Below are 21,284 nucleotides of genomic sequence, written 5' to 3'. Positions count from 1 at the left end.
GTGGTTTCCGGCGGGAGGCGTGGTTTCAGGTGATCTGCCACTGCTGGTAGGCCGGGTCCTGGGGCGGCTGCTGGGTGACTGGGGCGCCGTCCGAGCCGGAGGCGGTGGTCAGCAGGAGCGCGCTCTTCTTGTTGGCCACCGAGTAGCCGCCGGCGCCGAGTGCGGTGATCCGCCAGCGCTGGCTGTCGCCGCCGGTGCAGGCCGCCTGGACGACGGCCGCGCCCGCGCCGGTCGCGCCGCCGGAGACGTCCGCGCACAGCTTGGAGGCTCCGTTGACGAGGGTGTAGCCGCCGTCGCCCGTGGGGTTCAGCTGCCACTGCTGGTTGGCGCCGCCGTGCGGGGTCCAGGTGATGAGCTGGGTGCCGGCGGCGCCGGAGCTGCCCGGGTCGTCCAGGGCCTGGCCGGCCACCGTGAGCGTGCGGACTCCGGCCAGGGGGTCCCCGTACACCTCGAACTCGTAGAGGGAGTAGCCGTACGCCGTGCCGCGCTGGGTGCCGTACACGCGGATGTAGCGGCCGGAGCCCGCCAGGCCGGTCAGGTCCTGCACCCCGCCGGCGCCGGTGCTGGTGGAGTAGACGGTGCGCCAGGTGGCGGCGTCGTCGGAGAGCTGGACCTGGAAGGACTTCCCGTACGCCGTCTCCCAGCGCAGCACCACGCGGTCGACGCGGCGGACGGAACCGAGGTCGACCCGGAGCCACTGCGGGTCGCCGTAGGCGCTGGACCAGCGGGTCGCGGGATCACCGTCGGTGGCCGCGGCCGCGGGGAAGTCCGCCGTCTCGGTACTGGAGGCGGTGGTGGGGCGGCCCAGGGCCAGGTTGCCCGCCTGGGCGGGACCCGGCCAGGCCGGGTTGTGGCCCACGGCGGCGACGATCGGGGTGAAGGCGGCGTACGTGGCCACCGGCTTCGGTGACCCCCAGGTCTGCTGGGCCAGTGCGCGCAGCGGGTACATGATGCCCGCGGCGATCTGGTCCTCGCTCTCGGCGGTGGGGTTGTCGCACCAGACGTGCAGGAGCGAGCCGGGGTTCCGCGCGGGGTCGGAGAGGGTGTTCCCGCCTTCGAAGCGGTCCGCGGTCCAGGTCTCGTACATCCACTTGGTGTCCGGTTTGGCGCCGCCGAGTACGTAATAGGTCGGCGTCCACGACTCGTTGGCGACGGTGTGCCCGGCGGCGGCCAGTTGCTGCGGGGTGAGGCCGTAGGTGTACCAGTACTCGACGACGATGCCGGGGTTCGGGCTGAGCGTTCCGTCGCCGGACTTGATCCCGTCGTTCCACATGCGGGTGGTCCTGCCGCCGGCCCGGACCAGGGCGTCGGACCAGTTGACGAACCCGTAGTAGGTGTCCTTGGCGGTGGCGTTCGCGCCGTAGTGGGCGCGGGCGTAGGCGAGGAGCTGCGGGTACTTGCCGTAGTCGGTGACGTATTCGTCCGCGCCGATGTGCCAGTACGGCCCCGGGAACAGCGGCAGGTACTCGGTGATCAGGTCCTTGATCAGCGTGTACGAGGCGGGGAGCGAGAGGTCGATGAAGTCGGGGCTCAGCGCGCCGGAGCTGCTCTTGAGCCTGAGTTCGGGGTGCGCGGCCAGCACCGCGTTCATGTGCCCGGGGGTGTCTATCTCCGGGACGATGGTGACGTGGTAGGCGCGGCCGAGGGCGACGAGGTCGGCGATGTCCTGCTTGGTGTAGTGGTCGGTGGAGACGATCTCCGGGTGCGTGGAGCTCTCCAGCCGGAAGCCGAAGGTGTCGGAGAGGTGGAAGTGGAAGGTGTTGAGCTTGAGGTAGGCCAGTTCCTTGATGTGCTGCTTCAGCCAGTCGACGGTGAAGAACTTCCGCCCCTGGTCGACCATGAGTCCGCGCTCCGCCTTGGCGGGCCAGTCGACCGCCGTGCCGGCGGGCACCGACGGTGACTGGTGCAGCAGTTGCAGGATGCTGCGGGTGCCGTTGAAGGCGCCGGTGCCGGTGGCCGCCTGGACGGTGAGGGAGGCGGCGACGGTCAGCCGGTAGCCCTCCGCGGGCAGCGCGGGGTCCCCGAGGGTGAGCCGGATGTCACCGGGGGCGGCGGATCCGGTGACCACGGCCACGCCGCGCCCGGCCAGCGCGCCCAGGTCGGCCGCGAAGGTGGCCGCCTCGTCGGAGAGCTGGGCGGTGTAGGCGGGGTCGACGGCGATGCGGGTGGCGGCGGTGAAGGTGTACGCACCGGTGCCGGGGGTCCACTGCCGCAGCGCCGGTACGGTCTGCGGCGGGGCCGCGGCGGCCGCCTGGGCGGCGTCGGCGCGGACACCGGGCAAGGCCAGTGCGAACACCGCGCAGACGGCGGCGATCAGGAACCTGAGCAGACGCATGGCTGCCTCCAGCCGACTGGGGCCGCGGAGCGGAAGGGGGCACAAGTGCAGCCCAGTGACGGGCACATGTCAATAGTTGCTCGGAACGCGGCCGGATCGAGCACGGTCGCGCAGTCCGATGCCCCCGCTCGGACCGGACTCAGGCGTCGCCGGAGAGCAGGTGCTGCGGGAGTTCCCGGAAGCTCCACCGGCCCTGGTGGCGGGTGAACATCCAGACGAGGTCGTGCCGGTCGGGCCAGGCGGCGGGCACCCCCAGCACCCGGTGGGCGCCGAGGGCGCGGACCAGGCGGGGGATGCCGGGGTACTCCCAGCAGACGAGTACGGGCATCGGCGCGGCCAGCACCGCCCGGGCCAGGGCGGCCTCGGCGCCGACGGCGAAGCCGGTCCGGACCGGCAGGTGCAGGCCCGTCGCCAGTGGCTCGACGGTCTGCTTGCAGCGGGCGGGCGCGGACGGGCCGCCGCCGGTCGCGAAGACCGCCGCCGGGCGGGGCAGCGGGGCCCGGGCCGCCGGGGGGAACAGCCGCGGGAGTTCCTCGGCGCGGCGCTCGCCCCGGCCGGCCAGGGAGCCGGGGTGCTCGGTGCCCTCGTCGTCCTCCCCGGTGTCCCCGGGGGGCGGCTGCTCCCCGTGCCGGATGACCATGACGAGGGCGTCCTTGGGGAAGTCCTGCGGACCGGGGTTCGGGCGTGCGGGCTGCGAGGTGCAGCCGGCCACCGCGAGCGGTGCGAGGGCGGCGGCCAGCACGGCTCGGCGGCGCGGGCCGGACCCGGCGGGGGCTTGTGCCATGCGCCCACTGTCCCGCACGCCCCCGGCCCGGCCCGCCCGCGGCACGGCGTACGGCCCCACGAGCCCCCGGTCGGCGGAGCGGATCCCTCGTTCGGAGGCCCGGCGGACAGCCCTTAGGCCTTGCGGACCGCGCGGAGCCACTCCTTGTTCATCGCGGCGATCGACGGCAGCGGGATGCCCTTGGGGCAGGCCGTGGCGCATTCGCCGGTCAGGGTGCAGCCGCCGAAGCCCTCGTCGTCCATCCGGGCCACCATGTCCAGGACCCGGGTCTCCCGCTCGGGCGAACCCTGCGGCAGCACGTTCAGGTGGTTGACCTTGGCGGAGGTGAACAGCATCGCCGAACCGTTGGGGCAGGCCGCCACGCAGGCGCCGCAGCCGATGCACTCGGCGTGCTCGAAGGCGTAGTCGGCGTCGGCCTTGGGCACCGCGTTGGCATGCGCCTCGGGGGCGGAGCCGGTGGGGGCGGTGATGTAGCCGCCGGCCTGGATGATCCGGTCGAAGGCGCTCCGGTCGACGACGAGGTCCTTGACCACCGGGAAGGCCGAGGCCCGCCACGGTTCGATGTCGATGGTGTCGCCGTCGGCGAACGCCCGCATGTGGAGCTGGCAGGTGGTGGTCCGCTCGGGGCCGTGGGCGTCGCCGTTGATGACGAGGCTGCACGCGCCGCAGATGCCTTCGCGGCAGTCGTGGTCGAAGGCGACGGGGTCCTCACCGCGCAGGATGAGGTCCTCGTTGAGGGTGTCGAGCATCTCCAGGAAGGACATGTCCTTGGAGATGCCGTCGACCTCGTAGGAGGCCATGGCGCCGGGAGCGCCGGCGTTGCGCTGGCGCCAGACGCGCAGGGTGAGCTTCATGCGTAGCTCCGCTGGGTGGGGTGGACGTACTCGAAGACGAGGTCTTCCTTGTGCAGGACGGGCGCGGCGCCCGTGCCCTGGTACTGCCAGGCCGCCGCGTAGCCGAACTCCTCGTCACGGCGGGCGGCTTCGCCGTCGGGGGTCTGGGACTCCTCCCGGAAGTGGCCGCCGCAGGACTCGGCCCGGTGGAGCGCGTCGAGACACATCAGCTCGGCGAGCTCCAGGTAGTCGACGATGCGGTTGGCCTTCTCCAGCGACTGGTTGAACTCCGCGCCGCTGCCGGGGACCTTGATCCGCCGCCAGAACTCCTCCCGGATCTCGGGGATGCGGGCGAGGGCCTTGCGCAGTCCGGCGTCGGTGCGCGCCATTCCGCAGTACTCCCACATGAGTTCGCCGATCTCGCGGTGGAAGGAGTCGGGGGTCCGGTCGCCGTCCACGGCGAGCAGCTTCGCGAGGGTGTCGCGGGTCTCGCGGACGGCGGCCGCCGCCTCGGGGTGGCTGTCGTCCACTGTGTCGTGGTGCGGGTTGCGGGCCAGGTAGTCGTTGATGGTGGAGGGCAGTACGAAGTAACCGTCGGCCAGGCCCTGCATGAGCGCGGAGGCACCGAGGCGGTTGGCGCCGTGGTCGGAGAAGTTGGCCTCGCCGATCGCGAACAGGCCGGGGACGGTGGTCTGGAGGTCGTAGTCGACCCAGAGGCCGCCCATCGTGTAGTGGACCGCCGGGTAGATCCGCATGGGGACTTCGTACGGGTTCTCCGCGGTGATCCGCTCGTACATGTCGAAGAGGTTGCCGTACTTCTCGGTGACCTTGTCCTTGCCCATGCGGCGGATGGCGTCGGCGAAGTCCAGGTAGACGCCCTGGCCGCCGGGGCCGACGCCGCGGCCCTCGTCGCAGACGTTCTTCGCGGCGCGGGAGGCGATGTCGCGGGGCACGAGGTTGCCGAAGGACGGGTAGATCCGCTCCAGGTAGTAGTCGCGCTCCGCTTCGGGGATCTCGGCGGCGGGGCGGGTGTCGCCCTGGGCCTTGGGCACCCAGATCCGGCCGTCGTTGCGCAGGGACTCGCTCATCAGCGTCAGCTTGGACTGGTGCTCGCCGGTGCGCGGGATGCAGGTGGGGTGGATCTGGGTGAAGCAGGGGTTCGCGAAGTAGGCGCCGCGCCGGTGCGCCCGCCAGACGGCGGTCGCGTTGGAGTTCATGGCGTTGGTGGAGAGGTAGAAGACGTTGCCGTAGCCGCCGCTCGCCAGGACGACGGCGTCGGCGTAGTACGTGCTGATCTCCCCGGTGATCAGGTCGCGGGCGACGATGCCGCGGGCCACTCCGTCGACCGTGATCAGGTCGAGCATCTCGGTGCGGGCGTGCATCTCGACGTTGCCCGCGGCTATCTGCCGGGACAGCGCCTGGTACGCGCCGAGGAGCAGCTGCTGGCCCGTCTGGCCGCGGGCGTAGAAGGTGCGGGAGACCTGGACGCCGCCGAAGGAGCGGGTGTCGAGGAGGCCGCCGTACTCGCGGGCGAAGGGGACGCCCTGGGCCACGCACTGGTCGATGATCTCGACGGATATCTGGGCGAGGCGGTGGACGTTGGACTCGCGGGCGCGGAAGTCGCCGCCCTTGACGGTGTCGTAGAAGAGCCGGTGTACGGAGTCGCCGTCGTTGCGGTAGTTCTTGGCCGCGTTGATGCCGCCCTGGGCGGCGATGGAGTGGGCGCGGCGCGGGGAGTCGGAGTAGCAGAACTGGACGACGTGGTAGCCCTGTTCGGCGAGGGTCGCGCCGGCCGCGCCGCCTGCCAGGCCGGTGCCGACGACGATGACGGTGTGCTTGCGGCGGTTGGCCGGGTTGACCAGCTTGGCCTCGAAGCGGCGGCGGTCCCAGCGTTCGGCGACGGGGCCGGCGGGAGCCTTGGTGTCGGCGATCGGGTCGCCGGTGGTGTAGGCGGTGTAGTCGCTGTTGTCGGTGCTGCTCATCTCAGCTCACCACTCCGGTCATGACGGCGACGGGCACGGACACGAAGCCCGCGAAGAGGACGAGGGCCAGGGCGTTGGCCAGGAACCTGAGGGACCGCTCGCGCCGGGCGTTGCCGGCGCCGAGGGTCTGGGCGGCGCTCCAGAAGCCGTGGCGCACGTGCAGGCCGAGCGCCGCCATGGCCACGATGTAGATCGTGTTGCCGTACCAGGTGGAGAAGGTGGCGAGGACGTTCTCGTAGGGGTGGCCGGCCCACGCCCGCTCGTTGACGGTGAGGGTGGTGAGGTCGAGCAGGTGCCAGACGATGAACAGGGCGAGGATGACGCCGCCCCAGCGCATCGTGCGGGTCGCGTAGCTCGCGCGGCGCCGCTTGTGGGCGTACTGGACGGGGCGCGCCTTGATGTCGCGGCGGCTGAGCTGGTAGGCGCAGACCGCGTGCGCGACGACGGCGGCGACGAGCACGACGCGGACGATCCACAGGGCCCACTCGTGGTGCAGGAAGGGGGATCCCAGGGTGCGCAGCCAGTGCGCGTAGCCGTTGAACTCCGCCGGCCCGAAGAAGACCTTCAGGTTGCCGAGCATGTGCACGACGAGGTAGCCGAGCATGATCAGGCCGGAGACGGCCATCACGGACTTCTTGCCGACGGTGGAGTCCCAGAGCGTTCGCGTGGTGGACGGCCGTCGATCCGTCCGCGGTGCCAGAGCCATGGAACGACGGTAGGGACAGAGGTCCCGAAAGGTCCAAGACATGATGGAGCTGCACTCGATAGGTGCAGCCTATGCACGGGGCTATCCTGGGATGATGCAGTTCCAGCAGCTCCTGTATTTCGTGGCGGTTGCCGAGACCCGGCACTTCACCCGGGCGGCGGAGCGGGTCCACGTGGCCCAGCCGTCGCTGTCGCAGCAGATCAAAGCCCTGGAGCGGGAGCTGGGCGCGGAGCTGTTCAGCCGGGCGCGGGGCAACATCGCCCTCACGGACGCGGGCGAGGCGCTGCTGCCGCTGGCCCGGCGGATCCTGGCGGACGCGGACACGGCGCGGCTGGAGGTGCAGGAGCTGGCGCAGCTGCGGCGCGGGCGGGTGCGGCTGGGGGCCACGCCGAGTGTGTGCACCGGGCTGCTCCCGGACGTGCTGCGCGCCTTTCACGCCGCACACCCGGGGATCGAGCTGCTGATCGAGGAGAGCGGTTCGCTGGACCTCGTACGGGAACTGGCGCGCGGAGTGCTGGACCTGGCGTTGATCGCGCTGCCGCTTCCGCCGTCGGCGCCGGCGCTGACGACGGTGGAACTGCTGACCGAGGACCTGGTGGTGGTCTCGTCGACGGACCGGCCGGCGCCGGGCGGGGGCGGGCCGCTGACGATCGCCGCGCTGCGGGACGAGCCGATGGTGATGTTCCGGCACGGCTACGACCTGCGGGACCTGACGGTGGCCGCCTGCCGGTCGGCGGGCTTCGAGCCGGTGTTCACGGTGGAGGGCGGCGAGATGGACGCGGTCCTCGGCTTCGTCCGGGCGGGGCTGGGCATCGCGGTGGTCCCGGCGATGGTCGTCGACCACGGCGGACCGGGGCTGCGCGCCACCCCGCTCGCCGGTTCACCGTTGCGCCGCACGATCGCCCTGGCCCACCGCACGGACGTCGCTCCCCCGCGTGCGGCCCGCGAGCTCAAGCGCATGCTGCTGTCCTGACCCGGGCGGTGCGGCGGGGTGCGGCGCGGGTCAGGACCGGCGTATGGGGAGGGCCCGGTCGAGGCCGTCGGCGAGCATCGCGAAGGCCTGGCCGGCGTCCGCGACGGCGGTGGGATAGGCCTCGTCGGCGCTCTGTCCGGCGGCGAGGCGGCGCCAGTTCTCCCGGCCCAGCTCATGACGGACGGTCACCAGGTGCTGCGCCGCCAGTCGCGCGGCGAGCGGCGCCACCCGCTCCGCCTCCAGCACCGCGGCGAGCAGGTCCACCTCACGGGCGGTGTAGTGGCTCAGCCGGGACTCCAGGCTGGCGGTCGCGTAGAGCAGGCCCTGGAAGGCGAGCACGTTCAGATGGTCGCAGAGACCGGTGATGGGGTCCCGCTCGGCGAGCGCCGCGAGGAAGTGCGCCCGCAGCGCCCCGACCGGGCTGACCCCGCTCTCCCGGTCGCGCACGACGCGGGCGGCCTCGTCCTGGTGGTCGGCGAACCGGTCGAGCACCAGGTCTTCCTTGGTCGGGAAGTAGCGGAACAGGGTGGGTTTGGAGACCTCCGCCGCGGCGGCGACGTCAGCGACCGATACGGCGTCGAAGCCCCGCTCCAGGAACAGTTCGAGCGCCGTGGCCGCCAGTTGGTGGCGCGTGCGCAGCTTCTTGCTCTCGCGCAGACCTGTCGCGCGCGGACCCGTCGTCTTTTCCATGCCTGGAGCGTACCACGAAATTCTTACTCGGTTATTTTTGTAACCCAGTTGCTTTTTCTGTCGGGAGCGGCTTTCCTTGGAGCAACGACGAGGAGAGGACTTCCGATGACCGACGTAGTGATCGCGGGCGCCGGCCCCACCGGACTGACCCTGGCGTGCGACCTCGCCCTGCGCGGCGCCGCCGTCCGGGTCCTTGAGCAACGCACCGCACCGCACCGCGAGTCCCGGGGCAAGGGGCTGCGGCCGAGCAGCCTGGAGGTCTTCGAAACCCTCGGTGTGGCCGGGGCTGTGAGGTCCGCCGGCAGCAGGAAGGTGGTCCTGCGCAAGTACTTCGACGGGAAACGGGTCACGGACACCGCCGTGGACGACGACGGCGTGCTGATCGGGCAATGGCGGATCGAGCAGATCCTGCGCGACCGGCTCGCCGAGCTGGGCGTGCGCGTCGAGTACGGGTCCCGCCTCGTCGCCGTCGCCCAGGACGCGGGCGGCGTCCGGGCGGAGCTGGCGGACGGCAGCGCGGTGGCGGCCGGCTACCTCGCGGGGTGCGACGGCGGGCGCAGCACCACCCGTGGCCTGCTCGGCATCCCGTTCGAGGGCAGTACGCGGGAGGAACCCGCGATGGTGCTCGGCGACGTGCGGGTGCCGGGACTCAGCCGCGACTTCTGGCACCAGTGGTTCACCTCGGAGGGCGGCGGGATACTGCTCTGCCCCATACCGGGAACCGACAGCTTCCAACTGCAGGCCGCACCCGAGGTGGACGAGCAGGGCTCACAGCTGCCGCCCTCGCTGGAGAGCTTCCAGCGGATCTTCGACCGGTGCGCCCGGATGCCGGGGATCCGGCTCACCGACCCCACCTGGCTCTCCAGCTGGCGGGTCAACGTCCGCGTGGCCGCCCGGATGCGGGAGGGGCGGGCCTTCCTCGCCGGAGACGCGGCGCACGTCCACCCCATAGCCGGCGGCCTGGGCATGAACACCGGCATCCAGGACGCGGCCGCCCTCGCACGGACACTGGCCGGGGCCCTCGCCGACCCGGCCCGGCAGGACGTACTCGACGCGTACGAGGCGGAGCGGCTGCCGGTGGCCACGGCGGTCGTGGCCGACACCGCGCGGCGCTACGACCGGGTCGTCGAAGCCGTCCGGACGCCCGGCCGGGGGACGGAGGCGGGCATGGCCTGACCCCCGCCGCGCTCCGGCCGTCAGTAAGGCGTGGAGACGGCGTCCGAGAGGGACAGCGCGTAGATCCGGTCGGGGGAGCCGGGGCGGGCGTAGTACCAGCCCTGGGCGGTGTCGCAGCCGAGCTCGCGGAGCTGGGCCGCCTGGACGCCGGTCTCCACGCCCTCGACGGTGACCGCGAGTTCGAGGCTGTGGGCCAGTGCGACGATGCCCTGCACGATCTTGAGGTCGACCGGGTTGGCCGGCTGCTGCTGCATCCCCTGCGTGAACGAGCGGTCCAGTTTGAGCACGCTGACCGGCAGGCGGCGCAGGTTGGCCAGGTTGGAGTAGCCGGTGCCGAAGTCGTCCAGGGCGATGTCCACGCCGAGGGCGGCCAGTCGGCGCAGCGGTTCGAGGAGTTCGTCGTCGGCACCGATCAGCGCCGACTCTGTGACCTCCAGGCACAGCGCGCCCGGGGCCAGACCGGAGGCCTCCAGCACGCGGACGGTGTCGGCGACCAGTCCGGGGTGGTGCAGCTGGGTCGGCGAGAGGTTGACGTTGATACGGAGGGAGGCGCCGCCGTGCTGGCGCTGCCAGTTGCAGGCCTGGCGCACGGACTCTTCGAGGACCCAGCGGCCGAGCGGCACGATCAGTCCCGTCCGCTCGGCGAGCGGGATGAAGCGGTCCGGGCCCAGCACCCCGTACTGCGGGTGCGACCAGCGCACCAGCGCCTCCGCCCCGTGCACACTGCCGTCGTGCATGTGCACCAGCGGCTGGTACTCGATGAAGAACTCGCCGCGTTCCAGGGCCGCGGGCAGCGCGTTGGTCAGGCCGTGCCGGGTGATGGCGCGGGCGTCGGCCTCCTCGTCGGCGAACTCGAAGCGGTTGCCGCCCGCCGCCTTGGCCCGGTACATCGTGATGTCGGCGCTGCGCAGCACCTCCGCCGGGGTCCGTTCGCCCGCCGGTCCCTCGACGATGCCGATGCTGCCCCGGACCGTCAGCTCCCGGCCCTCCAGCCGGATCGGGGTGGACAGGGCGGAGAGCACCCGGACCGCCAGTTCGGTGACGTTCTCCTCGGTGTCGTCACCGGTGGTCAGCGCCACGAACTCGTCGCCGCCGAGCCGCGCGACGACCTCGCCCGGTCCCGTCGCGCAGCTCTGGAGCCGGTCGGCGACCTCCACCAGCAGCCGGTCGCCCGCCGAGTGGCCCAGGCTGTCGTTGACCGCCTTGAACCCGTCGAGATCGAGGTAGCACAGGCCGAAGCGGGGGCCGCCGGCTCCGTTGAGGGCCTTCTCCAGCCGCTCGAAGAACAGCGTCCGGTTGGGCAGGCCGGTCAGGGCGTCGTGGGTGGCCTCGTAGCGCAGCCGCAGGTTCAGCAGCCGGCGTTCGGTGGTGTCCTCCATCAGGGCCAGCTGGTACTGCGGTCTGCCTTCGGCGTCCCGCAGCAGCGACACCGTCAGGTTGGTCCAGAGCACGGTCCCGTCGTTGCGGTAGTAGGGCTTCTCCACCCGGTAGTGCTCGCGCTCACCCCGTACCAGTTCCCCGTACATCCGCCAGACGTGCGGGGTGTCGTCGGGGTGGCCCCATTCGCTGACGTTGCGGCTGCGGACGTGCCCTTCGAGGCCCCCGAACATCTGCAGCAGCGCGTCGTTGACCTCCAGGACGTTTCCTTCGAGGTCGGCGATGCCGATGCCGATGGCCGCCCCTTCGAAGACGGCCCGGAAGCGTTCCTCGCTGGCGTGCAGCGCCTGCTGCGCGTCGGCGCGGGCGGTCAGCGCGGAACGGGCGATGGCCTCCTGCTCCTTGAGGGTGCGCTCGCGCAGGGCGCGGGCGAAACCGGCCGCGATGCCGTGCTGGAGCCGCGCGCAGCGGGAGCGGTACTCCTCGGTGCTCTCCGCCCCGGCGCCGTCCGGGCCGCAGTACAGCACCAGGTACGACTCGACGACCCCCAGGGTTCCCGCGAGGGCCTCGGGGTCGGTGCAGTGCACGGCGACGAGTTCGGTGCCCACCCGCTGGGCGGGTGAGGCGTCGAAGGGCCGGGCGTGCAGCGCCTCGGTGAGCGTGCGGGTCAGCGGGACCAGGTGCCGTTCGAACTCGGGGCGGGTCAGCGAGGTCGCCGTGACGGGGAAGATGGCCCGGCCCCAGATGGTCGCGAAGCGCGCGATCCGGTCCTCCAGCCCGCTGTGCTGCTCGCGCACGGCCGCCCGGCCCGCATGCGGGCCGGGCGGCGCGTCGCTGACCGACGGGTCCTTCGGGGGCGGCACGGGCCCGGTGGGCTCCGCCGACCGGGCCGGGCTCGGGCTGACGGGTGGTGGGGTCGGGGCCGGGAGTCTCACGCCTTGCGTCCCACGCCGCCGAAGCCCGAGAAGGCGAACGGATCCTCCGGCGTGTCACCGTCCGCCGGGGCTTCGGTGAGGTCCGGACGCCAGTCCGGCATCGACACCAGGCCGGGCTCCAGCAGTTCGAACCCGTCGAAGAAGCGGGTGATCTCCCCGCGCGTGCGCATCACGAGGGGGTTGCGGATGTCCCGGTACACGCCGACGGCCCCGACCGCGACCTCCTCGGCGAGCGGGATGCCCTCGTAGGAGGCGTGGGTGAGGATCAGCATGCTGCCGGGGGCGAGCGCGTCGCGCAGCTCGGCGACGGCGGCGTACGGATCGTCGGTGTCCTCCAGGAAGTGCAGGACGGCGACGAGCAGCAGGGCGACGGGACGGCTCGGGTCCAGCAGCCGGGCGGTCTCGGGGGCGCCGAGGATGTCCTGCGGCTTGCGCAGGTCGGCGGAGACGACCCCGGTGCGGTCGTCGCCGGCGAGGACGGCCTGGCTGTGCGCGACGGCGACCGGGTCGTGGTCGACGTAGACCACGCGGGCCTCGGGGGTGGCCCGGCGGGCGACCTCGTGGACGTTGCCGAAGGTCGGGATGCCGGAGCCGATGTCGAGGAACTGGGTGATGCCCTGGTCGACGGCATGACGGACCGCGCGGCGCATGAACGCCCGGTTGGCCTGCATGATCTTGGGGAGCCCCGGCAGGAATTCCATGGCGCGACGGGCTGCCTGGCGGTCGACTTCGAAGTTGTGCGAGCCGCCCAGGTAGTAATCGTAGATGCGGGACACGCTCGGCACCGATATGTCGATGCCTGGCGGGGCCCAGGCGGGGCGCTCCATCGGGGTCTCCAAGCCGTAGTCGTGCCGTGGTCCGGTCGGGGGTCGGTCGGGAACCGGACTCCTGTCCGAGCCGAATGTACTGATCATTGGCCAACGGAGCGAGCAAAAGCGGAAATTGGCGATCCGTTCTTGGTCACACACCTAACCCGGGCCCGGGTCCGGCCGCACCCTCTGACAGAAACCGACAAATACCTTTTGGGAATTGACCGGACCACCATGGACGGCGATCAAAATGTGGCTCAAACCACTATGGTCCGAACTCCGCCCGTTCAGGCGAACCGTGGCCGACCTTCGCGTGTGCGGGCGCGCGGGGGCCCATGCTCCCCGGGTGAACAGAGCATGTGCCCGGCGCCTGCTGGCGGTACCGGTCCTGGTGTGGGCGGCGATGTCCGCCACACCGGCCGTGGCCGATAGCCGCGCCCACGCGTCGATCGGCCCCGGCGACGGCACGGCCACCGCCGGGGTCTCCGCGGCCGCCCACAGCGGCCGGGCCCCGGCCGGCCGGGGTGGCGGACATCACGAAGACGGACCCGAAGACGGACCCGAAGACGGGCCCCCCGACGGCCACGGCAACGGTCCCGGCCACGCCGACGGCCACGGATCCGGCCACGGACCCGGCTGGGGCCACCACCACGGCGGGCACCACTGCCCGCCCCCGCCTCCGCCGCCCTGCCCCCCGAAGCCGACGCCCACCCCAACCCCAACCCCAACCCCGACGCCCACACCGCCTCCCCCCTCCCCCACACCCACGCCGCCGCCCCCCAAGCCCACTCCGACCCCGCGTCCCGCGCCGACGAAGCCCGCGCCGCCGCCCCCGCCCGTGGCCGCCGCGCCGCCCGCCCCGCGCATCCCGCCGAAACCCGCCCTCGCCCCCGAGCCGGAACCCACTCCCCCGCCCACACCCACGGTGACGCCCCCGCCCGCCCCCAAGCCGGTGGCCCGTCCCTCGTACCACACGGCATCCCGCAAACCGGTCGAACACCACATCTCGCCGGTCACCTTCACGCTCATGACCGCGGCCCCCGCGGTGCTCGCGATCGTCGCGCTGCGCCCCCGCTGAGCCCCCCCCTCGTTAGGAGTCATCGTGTCGGAATGGCTCGTCCTGTCCCTGGCGATGGCCGCGGCCTGCGCCGTGGTCCTGAGCATCGCCTTCTTCAACCAGCGGCGGATCGGCGAGGACGACGATCCCAGCGAGACCCCGGACGTCATCGAGTACATGACGATGATGATCGGGGTGATCTACGCGATCGTCCTGGGCCTGGCTATCGCCGGCGTCTGGGAGGGCCGCGGGGCCGCCCAGGAGTACGTGCGCCAGGAGTCCCAGGCCCTGCACGAGATCAGCGTCCGCTCGGAGGTCTATCCGGCGGAAGTCCGCAAGACGATCCGCGCCGATGTCGACGCGTACGTGACGTACGTGGTGGACACGGAGTGGAAGGAGATGGCCGACCACGGCAAGATCACCGACCGCAGCGGCCAGCTGCTGGAACGTATCCGCCGGGACGTCACGGACTACGAGCCGAAGACCGACCACGAGGGGCAGGCCTACCAGCCGCTGGTCGACCAGGTCGCGGCGGTGGACGACGCCCGCAACGCCCGCGGCCAGAGCGCCCAGGCGACCATGCCCGGGGTCGTGTGGTTCGGCCTGGTCGTGGGGGCGCTCGTGACGGTGGGCCTGATCTTCACGCTCCAGATCCGGCGCTCGTTCCGCGAACTGCTGCTGGCCGGACTGTTCAGCGCGCTGATCGCCTTCCTGCTGTTCCTGATCTGGGACTTCGACGCGCCCTTCGGCCGGGGCATCGCGGCCACCGCCGAACCCTTCTTCGCCCAGTTCCCGCACCTCGGGCTGGAGGACTGAGCCCGGCAAACCGGGGACGGGGCTCCCGTCCCCGGTTCGGCCCATCGAAATGACCCGTTCGCCCGTTCCTGATCGCGGGTCCCGGAGTCCGCGCCTAGCGTGACGGGCATCGAGGCGCACGTCCCTCCACGTGCGGAAACCATTCCGCGGCTGCTCCTCGGGGATCCGGAGAATCACTCATGGGTGCGATACGCAGCTCCGCCACAGCCCTGCTGAGCGTCGCCGCCACGGGCGCCGTTCTCGCGCTCGGCCCGGCGGGCACCAGTGCCGCCGGGCCGAGCGCGGCCGAGGCCCAGCCCGCCACCTCGTTCGCCTTCGCCATCACCCCGTCGACGGTCGCCCCCGGCGGCCAGGTGGTGCTCTCCGTCAGCGGCTGCAACGCCGCGTTCGCCACCTCCTCCTCCGGCGTCTTCGACACCGTGAGCATCGCGCGCGGCCAGACCGCCCGGGTCACCGTCGACCGCGACGCCCGGCCCGGGGCGCTGTACTCCGTCACCTTCACCTGCAACGGGGAGACCGGCTCTGCGGACTTGACCATCGCCGGCGGTACGACCCGGCCCACCACGAGCTCCACCGTGGGGCCCCCGCGCCGCCTCCCGTCCCCGCCCACCGCACCAGCCGTACCCGCCGTACCCACTTCCAGCGGCGCCACCCTCGGCGTGCGGGGCGGCCTCGGCGGCAGCGTGGCCGGGGTGGACCTGCTGGAACTGGGCATCGGCACCGGCTTCGTGCTGGTCGCCGTGGCCGGTACGGGGTACGTGCTGCGCCGCCGCTCCACCCGTGGCCACTGACCGCGGCGGGCCCCCCGCCGGCCGTGCCGGGAACCGCACGCGCCCCGAGCCCTCGTCAGGACTCGGGGCGACCGCGGTGCCGGGCGGACCGGGGAGGTCGGCCGGTCAGGCCCGGCTACCGATCGGGCGGCGACGGCGCATCACGTGGATGCCCGCGCCGAGGGCCGCCGTACCGACGAGACCGGAGCCGATGGCGGTCTCGGTGGCGGACGGGCCGAAGGAGCCGCCGAGACCGCCCTGGGCGCCGTTGCCGTCGAGGATCGTGAAGCGGTGCGTCGCGACGAGGCTGCTGTCGTTGCACCTGACGGACAGCGTCTGGTGGCCCGGCGAGGCGTGGTTGAAGATGCGTACGGTCGCGAATCCGATGGAGCCGGCCGACAGTCTCGTCTCGGGAAAGTTGCCGTGCGACCAGACCGTGCCGCCGTGGGTGCAGCCGGCCGCGCTGACCTGCATCGTGGAGCCCTGGTGCACGGAGTAAGGGTTGACGGTGACGTTGCTGGGCCCGGTGCCGCCGCCCAGCGGCGGGCCGCCCGCCGGATTCGCCGAGGCGAGGGGTGCGCCGAGGACGACGGCGGCGCAGGCCGCCGCGGTCACGGTGAGTGCGCGCAAAACACGCATGGTGGAACCTCCAGCGGAAAGCGCCCCGGAGCGGTCGCCCGGGATGATCGACGAGAACGCCTCCCATCACGAACCCTCGGGGCGGCCCGCAACCAGCGCATTTCCGGCTTTGGGCCGCCCGGTTGAGCGACACGCCGGACGCGCGGCGACATTTCTGACGGATCCGCAGGTCACGACCCGTCAGGCATTTATGTGACGATTACCTGGATGGGCGCACCCCTTCCGGCCCCACCACCCGTTCGCCCGTCCCCGATCGCCGTCCCGGCCGCGCACCCTTAGCGTGCGTGAAGAAGGGCGTACCGGGGAGGGACTGGAACGCGGGTCGGGACCCCCGCGTCGGGAAGGGAGAGCCATGACCGAGGACGAGGGCGAGCAGCGGCGGAGGAGGCGCTCTCCGTGGGGACCACTCGCACTGGTCCTGCTCACCGGCCTCGCCATGATGCGCAACGGCGTGAACCTGAACGACGGGCCGCCGCAGCCCGCCGCCGCCGCGGCCGTCGCGGTGCGCCCCGATCAGGCGGCCGTGGCGCCGCCCGCGCCGCCGCCGGACCTGGAGGTGCTGGAGCACTCGTCGGTGCAGCGCATCCGGATCCCCGCGATCAAGGTGGACGCGCCGGTGATGACGGTCGGGCTGGACGCGCAGGGTTTCATCGACGCGCCGCCCCCGCAGGACCCGAACCTGGCCGGCTGGTACCTCAACGGCATCTCCCCGGGCCAGCAGGGTTCGGCGGTGATCGTGGGCCACGTGGACAACGCGCAGGGCCCGGCGGTCTTCTACGGCCTGGGCTCCCTCAACAAGGGCCAGCACATCGAGGTGGAGCGGTACGACGGGCGCACGGCGGTGTTCGAGGTGTACGGGGTGGAGGTGTTCTCCAAGGAGACCTTCCCCGGAGCCCGGGTGTACGGGGACACCGGGCACCCGGAACTCCGCGTGATCACCTGCGGCGGCGGCTACTCGAAGGGCCGGGGCTACGACGGCAACGTGGTCGTGTTCGCCAGGATGGTGGAGGCCCGCTGAGGCCTCCGGGGGCGCCGCCGCGGCGCGGCCTCAGTGCGGCCGCGCCGCGGGGAGGGCGGGGAGCGTCATCCGGTAGCCCCTGGCGAGCAGCCGGGGCAGGTACGTACCGAGCGCCTCGACGCTCTGGGAGCGGTCGCCGCCGGCGTCGTGGGAGAGCACGATCACCCCGGGCGCGGCGCCGCCCAGCACGCGGGAGACGATCGTGGAGGTGCCCGGTTCCGTCCAGTCGAGGGTGTCCACGGTCCAGGCGAGGGGTTCCATCCCCAGTTCGGCGCCGATCTCGAAGGCGGCCCGGTTCCAGGCCCCGTAGGGTGCCCGGAACCACTGGGGCGCTGCGCCGACCGTCTGTTCCACGACGTCGCTGGTGCGCCCGATCTCGGCGGCCAGGTCGGGACGGGTGAGGGTGGGGATGAGCGGGTGGGTCCAGGTGTGGTTGCCGATGACGTGGCCCTCGGCAGCCATCCGGCGCAGCAGGTCGCGGTTGTCGGTGGCCATCTCCCCGCAGACGAAGAACACCGCGCGGACGCCGTGCCGGGAGAGCGTGTCGAGGATCCCGGGGGTGTAGCGGGGGTCGGGGCCGTCGTCGAAGGTGAGGACCATCTGGCCGGACCGGCTGGCTTCGGCGGGCAGTTCCAGGATGGGCCGGGTGCGCACGGCGGGCTTCACCGCGGGCGGCCGGGCCGGGGCCCCGGCCGTCATCGGGGTCAGCCGGTAGCTGTCGGGCGGGAGTCCCTTGGCGCGCAGGGCGGGCGCTCCGGGCGCCCCCCGGCCGCCCGCGCCCGCGCCGCCGGGTCCGGGCGCCGGGCCGGTCCCGGCGCCGCCGGAGGCCGGGGTGTCGCTTTCGCCGCCGGTGATCAGCGAGGCGGCCGCCGCGACTCCGAGGAAGACGGCGGTGCGCAGGAGCACGCGTCGCCCTACTGTCGGCTCGTCATTTTTCATTCTCAACTGGTATCAACCACTGCCGCGCAGACCCCGGGAGGCGCGAAGGCGCCCGCCGCCGGTCACCCGCCCGGACCAGCCGGAGCGCCGTACGGCCTGCGGGGGGGGTCCGGTCAGCCGCGGCGGACGAGCGGGAACGGAAGCGTCTCGCGGATCGTCAGACCCGTGAGGAACATGACGAGCCGGTCCACGCCGATGCCGAGCCCCCCGGTCGGCGGCATCGCGTACTCCAGCGCGTCCAGGAAGTCGTTGTCGAGCTCCATCGCCTCGGGGTCGCCGCCCGCCGCCAGCAGCGACTGCTCGGTCAGCCGGCGCCGCTGCTCGACGGGGTCGGTGAGCTCGGAGTAGGCGGTGCCCAGCTCGGTGCCGAAGGCGACCAGGTCCCAGCGTTCCGCCAGCCGGGGGTCCTCGCGGTGCTGACGGGTCAGCGGGGAGACGTCGGTCGGGAAGTCCTTGTAGAAGGTGGGCAGCCCGGTCTTCTCCTCCACCAGCCGTTCGTACATCTCCAGGACCACGTCGCCGCGGGTGTCGTCGGGCGCGTGGGGGACCCCGGCCCGATCGCACAGCCGGCGCAGCGTCCGCTCGTCGGTGTCGGCGCCGACCTCCTCGCCCAGGGCGTCGCCGATGGCCCCGTACACCGTCTTGACCGGCCAGTTCCCGGAGATGTCGTGGACGACGAGCTTGCCGTCGGCGTCGGCCTTGTGGGCGACGGGCGAGCCGAAGGCGGCGGTGGCCGCCCCCTGGATCAGCTCGCGCGTCAGGTCGAGCATGACGTCGTAGTCCGCGAACGCCTGGTAGGCCTCCAGCATGGTGAACTCGGGGTTGTGCTTGTAGGAGACGCCTTCGTTGCGGAAGGTGCGGCCCATCTCGAAGACCTTCTCCATGCCGCCGACGCACAGCCGTTTCAGGTACAGCTCGGGGGCGATGCGCAGGTACAGGTCGAGGTCGTAGGCGTTGATGTGGGTGCGGAAGGGACGGGCGTTGGCCCCGCCGTGGATCTGCTGGAGCATCGGGGTCTCGACCTCCAGGTAGCCGCGGTCCAGCAGCCCCTGGCGCAGGGCCTGCACGGCGCTGGAGCGGGCCCGTACGACGTCGCGCGCGCCGGGGCTGGCGACCAGGTCGAGGTAGCGGCGCCGGACCCGCGCCTCGGGGTCGGCGAGGCCCTTGCGCTTGTCGGGCAGGGGGCGCAGGCACTTGCCGGTGAGCTGCCAGGAGTGGACGACGACGGACAGCCGGCCGGTCTTGCTGGCGCCGACCTCGCCCGTGGCCACGACGTGGTCGCCGAAGTCGACCTGCGAGGTGAAGGACTCCAGTACGGCGGGGCCCGCCTCGTCGCGGGTGAGCATCAGCTGGGTGTCGCCGGTCCAGTCCCGCAGTACGGCGAACACGACGCCGCCGAGGTCCCGTACGACCATCACCCGGCCCGCGAGGGTGACCTGTTCCCCGGTGCGGGTGCCGGGCGGGTAGCCGGGGTGGAGCTCCTTGAGGCGGGCGACGGTGTGGGTGCGCTGGGGGATGCCGACCGGGTAGGGGTCGGTGCCGGCCGCCCGGATCCGGTCCAGTTTGGCGTGCCGCACCCGGACCTGCTCGGGCAGTCGCTCGGCCGCGGCGCGTTCGCCGGCCTCGCCCACCAGGTCGAGGCCGAGGGAGTCGATGGAGGGCAGGCCCTCGGTGGTGGCGGGCGCGGTGAGGCCCTTGGGGTGGGCGTTGCCCCACAGCTTGCGCATGCTCGGTACGGAGACGAAGCCCTCGGCGATGCCGGAGGCGAGGCTGACCCGGGCCAGGGAGCCGGCGTCCTGGTAGCAGAGGAACCGCGGGTACCACTCGGGGCCGTACTTGACGTTCGAGCGGTACAGCGCCTCCAGCTGCCACCAGCGGGAGAAGAACAGCAGCAGCCTGCGCCACACCCGAAGGACGGGCCCGGCGCCGATCCGGCCGCCCTCCTCGAAGGCGGAGCGGAAGACGGCGAAGTTGAGGGAGATCCGGCGTACGCCCAGCCCGGGGGCGGCGGCGCAGAGCTGGGCGACCATGAACTCCATGACGCCGTTGGGGGCGGTGCGGTCGCGGCGCATCAGGTCGAGCGAGATGCCGTCCTTGCCCCAGGGGACGAAGGACAGCAGGGCGATCAGCCGGCGTTCGGCGTCGAAGGCCTCGACCAGGAGGCAGTCGCCGTCGGCGGGGTCGCCGAGCCGGTCCAGGGCCATGGAGAAGCCGCGTTCGGTCTCGGTGTCGCGCCAGGTGTCGGCCCGCTCGACGACGGTGTGCATCTCCTCCTCGGAGAGGGCGGAGTGGCGGCGGATGACCGTGGTGGCGCCGGTGCGCCGGACCCGGTTGACGGCCTGCCGGGTGACGCGCATGTCGCGGCCGTCGAGGTCGAAGTGGGCGACGTGCAGGATCGCCTCGTCGCCGAGCTGGAGCGCGCCGAGTCCGGAGCGGGCGTACGCGGTCGCGCCGTCTTCGGAGGCACCCATGACGGCGGGCTGCCAGCCGTAGCGGCGGGCCATGGTCAGCCAGGCGTTGATGGCCGGGGTCCAGGCGGCGGGGTCGCCGACCGGGTCGCCGCTGGCCAGGCAGACGCCGGCCTCGACGCGGTAGGTGACGGCGGCCTTGCCGTTGGGGGCGAACACGACGGCCTTGTCCCGCCGGGTCGCGAAGTAGCCGAGGGAGTCGCTGCGCCCGTAGGCGCCGAGGAGGGCGCGGATGCGGGGTTCTTCGTCCCCGTGCAGGGCGGCGGTCAGCCGCTGGGACCGGAAGAGGGTCGCGGCGGCGTTCAGCAGGGCGATCGCGCCGAAGAGGCCGAGTACGAAGGACAGCGGGCGGGGCGGACGGCCGTCGAAGCGGCGGTCGGAGAAGAGGCCGCCGAAGACCTCCTTGGCGGCCCAGTCGAGCCACTGGTCCTTGGGCAGGGTCCCGGGGAACAGGGCGACCAGGCCCCACCCGGCGAGGACTGCGAGGAGCAGGCCCACGCCGAGGACGAGCAGGGCCCGCCAGAAGGCGCCGGGCCGGGAGGCGGCGTAGAACTCGCGGCGGCCGGCGATCAGGAGGGCGAGGGCGGCGGCCGCGATGGCCAGGGAGACGCCGCCGATCCAGTACTCCTCGTCGGCGATGAACAGGACGTCGACCAGGATCAGCAAGGCCAGATAGGTGACGACGATCCACCAGGCGACCTTCTTGCGGGCGCCGAGGGCGGCGGCGAGCAGGAAGAGGAAGACGGCGTAGGCGAGGTTCGCGCTGACGGGGATGACGAAGTCGTCCAGGAAGCGAACGATGTGGCGCAGCAGGCGGCGCAGCGCCGGGGAGAGCGACAGGAGGGCGCACAGCAGTCCGAGCGTTCCGAAGAACGCCCCGAACGCGTCGGGGACCCGGTTCAGGAAGCGGCTGCGGGTCCCGCGGGTCTGCTCCGCGGTGGCACTCATGGTTCGCACTGTAGGGAGGGCCGGGCCGG

The 21,284-nt window shown here is 72.6% G+C and carries 17 protein-coding genes; 6 read left to right on the top strand and 11 right to left on the bottom strand.

The features are described 5' to 3' along the window. Positions 1–25: 25 nt before the first annotated feature. The 5 genes from ACZ4M3_RS02285 to ACZ4M3_RS02265 all read right to left on the bottom strand — a co-directional run bounded on the left by ACZ4M3_RS02285 (position 26) and on the right by ACZ4M3_RS02265 (position 6,640). Positions 26–2,335, bottom strand: a complete 2,310-nt coding sequence (locus ACZ4M3_RS02285) for a family 20 glycosylhydrolase (RefSeq protein ID WP_467729349.1) — start codon at positions 2,333–2,335, stop codon at positions 26–28. 139 nt (positions 2,336–2,474) lie between these two features. Beyond that, complete coding sequence (locus ACZ4M3_RS02280) at positions 2,475–3,119, bottom strand: histidine phosphatase family protein (protein ID WP_467729347.1); 645 nt, start codon at positions 3,117–3,119, stop codon at positions 2,475–2,477. Between the two features lie 113 nt (positions 3,120–3,232). Continuing rightward, positions 3,233–3,973, bottom strand: coding sequence for a succinate dehydrogenase/fumarate reductase iron-sulfur subunit (locus ACZ4M3_RS02275; protein ID WP_453352588.1), 741 nt, complete (start codon positions 3,971–3,973; stop codon positions 3,233–3,235). After that, positions 3,970–5,934 carry a fumarate reductase/succinate dehydrogenase flavoprotein subunit gene (locus ACZ4M3_RS02270; protein WP_467729345.1) on the bottom strand — a complete coding sequence of 655 codons (1,965 nt, stop codon included), beginning with the start codon at positions 5,932–5,934 and terminating at the stop codon, positions 3,970–3,972. The genes ACZ4M3_RS02275 and ACZ4M3_RS02270 overlap by 4 nt, the downstream gene beginning before the upstream one ends. Before the next feature lies 1 nt (position 5,935). Then, the gene (locus ACZ4M3_RS02265) at positions 5,936–6,640 is read right to left on the bottom strand and encodes a succinate dehydrogenase cytochrome b subunit (RefSeq protein WP_467729344.1); all 705 of its coding nucleotides are present in this window, start codon (positions 6,638–6,640) and stop codon (positions 5,936–5,938) included. 94 nt (positions 6,641–6,734) lie between these two features. Between ACZ4M3_RS02265 and ACZ4M3_RS02260 the strand changes: the two genes are divergently transcribed. Further along, entirely contained in the window at positions 6,735–7,613 is an 879-nt protein-coding gene (locus ACZ4M3_RS02260) for a LysR family transcriptional regulator (protein ID WP_467729342.1), read from the top strand. A gap of 30 nt (positions 7,614–7,643) precedes the next feature. On the opposite strand, the gene ACZ4M3_RS02255 is transcribed toward ACZ4M3_RS02260, so the two are convergent. Further along, a complete protein-coding gene (locus ACZ4M3_RS02255; RefSeq protein WP_467729341.1) occupies positions 7,644–8,303 on the bottom strand; it encodes a TetR/AcrR family transcriptional regulator in 660 nt (219 codons plus the stop codon). 105 nt (positions 8,304–8,408) lie between these two features. On the opposite strand from ACZ4M3_RS02255, the gene ACZ4M3_RS02250 reads away from it, so the two are divergent. Further along, positions 8,409–9,479, top strand: a complete 1,071-nt coding sequence (locus ACZ4M3_RS02250) for an FAD-dependent monooxygenase (protein WP_467729339.1) — start codon at positions 8,409–8,411, stop codon at positions 9,477–9,479. Positions 9,480–9,499: 20 nt separating this feature from the next. Here ACZ4M3_RS02250 and ACZ4M3_RS02245 read toward each other — a convergent pair whose 3' ends face one another. Further along, positions 9,500–11,653: a putative bifunctional diguanylate cyclase/phosphodiesterase gene (locus ACZ4M3_RS02245; protein WP_467730106.1), complete on the bottom strand. Its 2,154-nt coding sequence runs from the start codon at positions 11,651–11,653 to the stop codon at positions 9,500–9,502. Between the two features lie 134 nt (positions 11,654–11,787). Then, complete coding sequence (locus tag ACZ4M3_RS02240; protein WP_467729337.1) at positions 11,788–12,618, bottom strand: SAM-dependent methyltransferase; 831 nt, start codon at positions 12,616–12,618, stop codon at positions 11,788–11,790. An 820-nt stretch (positions 12,619–13,438) separates the two neighbouring features. Here ACZ4M3_RS02240 and ACZ4M3_RS02235 point away from each other — a divergent pair. The 3 genes from ACZ4M3_RS02235 to ACZ4M3_RS02225 all read left to right on the top strand — a co-directional run bounded on the left by ACZ4M3_RS02235 (position 13,439) and on the right by ACZ4M3_RS02225 (position 15,264). Continuing rightward, complete coding sequence (locus ACZ4M3_RS02235) at positions 13,439–13,678, top strand: hypothetical protein (RefSeq protein WP_467729335.1); 240 nt, start codon at positions 13,439–13,441, stop codon at positions 13,676–13,678. Positions 13,679–13,702: 24 nt separating this feature from the next. Next, positions 13,703–14,473: a bestrophin-like domain gene (locus ACZ4M3_RS02230; RefSeq protein ID WP_467729333.1), complete on the top strand. Its 771-nt coding sequence runs from the start codon at positions 13,703–13,705 to the stop codon at positions 14,471–14,473. 179 nt (positions 14,474–14,652) lie between these two features. Further along, positions 14,653–15,264 (top strand): hypothetical protein, encoded by a 612-nt coding sequence (locus ACZ4M3_RS02225; RefSeq protein ID WP_467729331.1) that lies wholly within the window; start codon positions 14,653–14,655, stop codon positions 15,262–15,264. 105 nt (positions 15,265–15,369) lie between these two features. Here ACZ4M3_RS02225 and ACZ4M3_RS02220 read toward each other — a convergent pair whose 3' ends face one another. Further along, entirely contained in the window at positions 15,370–15,882 is a 513-nt protein-coding gene (locus ACZ4M3_RS02220) for a hypothetical protein (RefSeq protein ID WP_453355857.1), read from the bottom strand. A 352-nt stretch (positions 15,883–16,234) separates the two neighbouring features. On the opposite strand from ACZ4M3_RS02220, the gene ACZ4M3_RS02215 reads away from it, so the two are divergent. Continuing rightward, the gene (locus ACZ4M3_RS02215) at positions 16,235–16,900 is read left to right on the top strand and encodes a class F sortase (protein WP_329200062.1); all 666 of its coding nucleotides are present in this window, start codon (positions 16,235–16,237) and stop codon (positions 16,898–16,900) included. Between the two features lie 30 nt (positions 16,901–16,930). Here the strand turns inward: ACZ4M3_RS02215 and ACZ4M3_RS02210 are convergent, their stop codons facing one another. After that, a complete protein-coding gene (locus ACZ4M3_RS02210) occupies positions 16,931–17,839 on the bottom strand; it encodes a polysaccharide deacetylase family protein (protein ID WP_467729329.1) in 909 nt (302 codons plus the stop codon). 113 nt (positions 17,840–17,952) lie between these two features. After that, positions 17,953–21,255: a bifunctional lysylphosphatidylglycerol synthetase/lysine--tRNA ligase LysX gene (gene lysX / locus ACZ4M3_RS02205; RefSeq protein WP_467729327.1), complete on the bottom strand. Its 3,303-nt coding sequence runs from the start codon at positions 21,253–21,255 to the stop codon at positions 17,953–17,955. Positions 21,256–21,284 lie beyond the last annotated feature (29 nt).

The organism is Streptomyces sp. NPDC026522 (assembly GCF_055567555.1).
The sequence above is the reverse complement of the archived record's forward strand: the minus strand, read 5'-3'. Positions and strand labels throughout refer to the sequence as shown.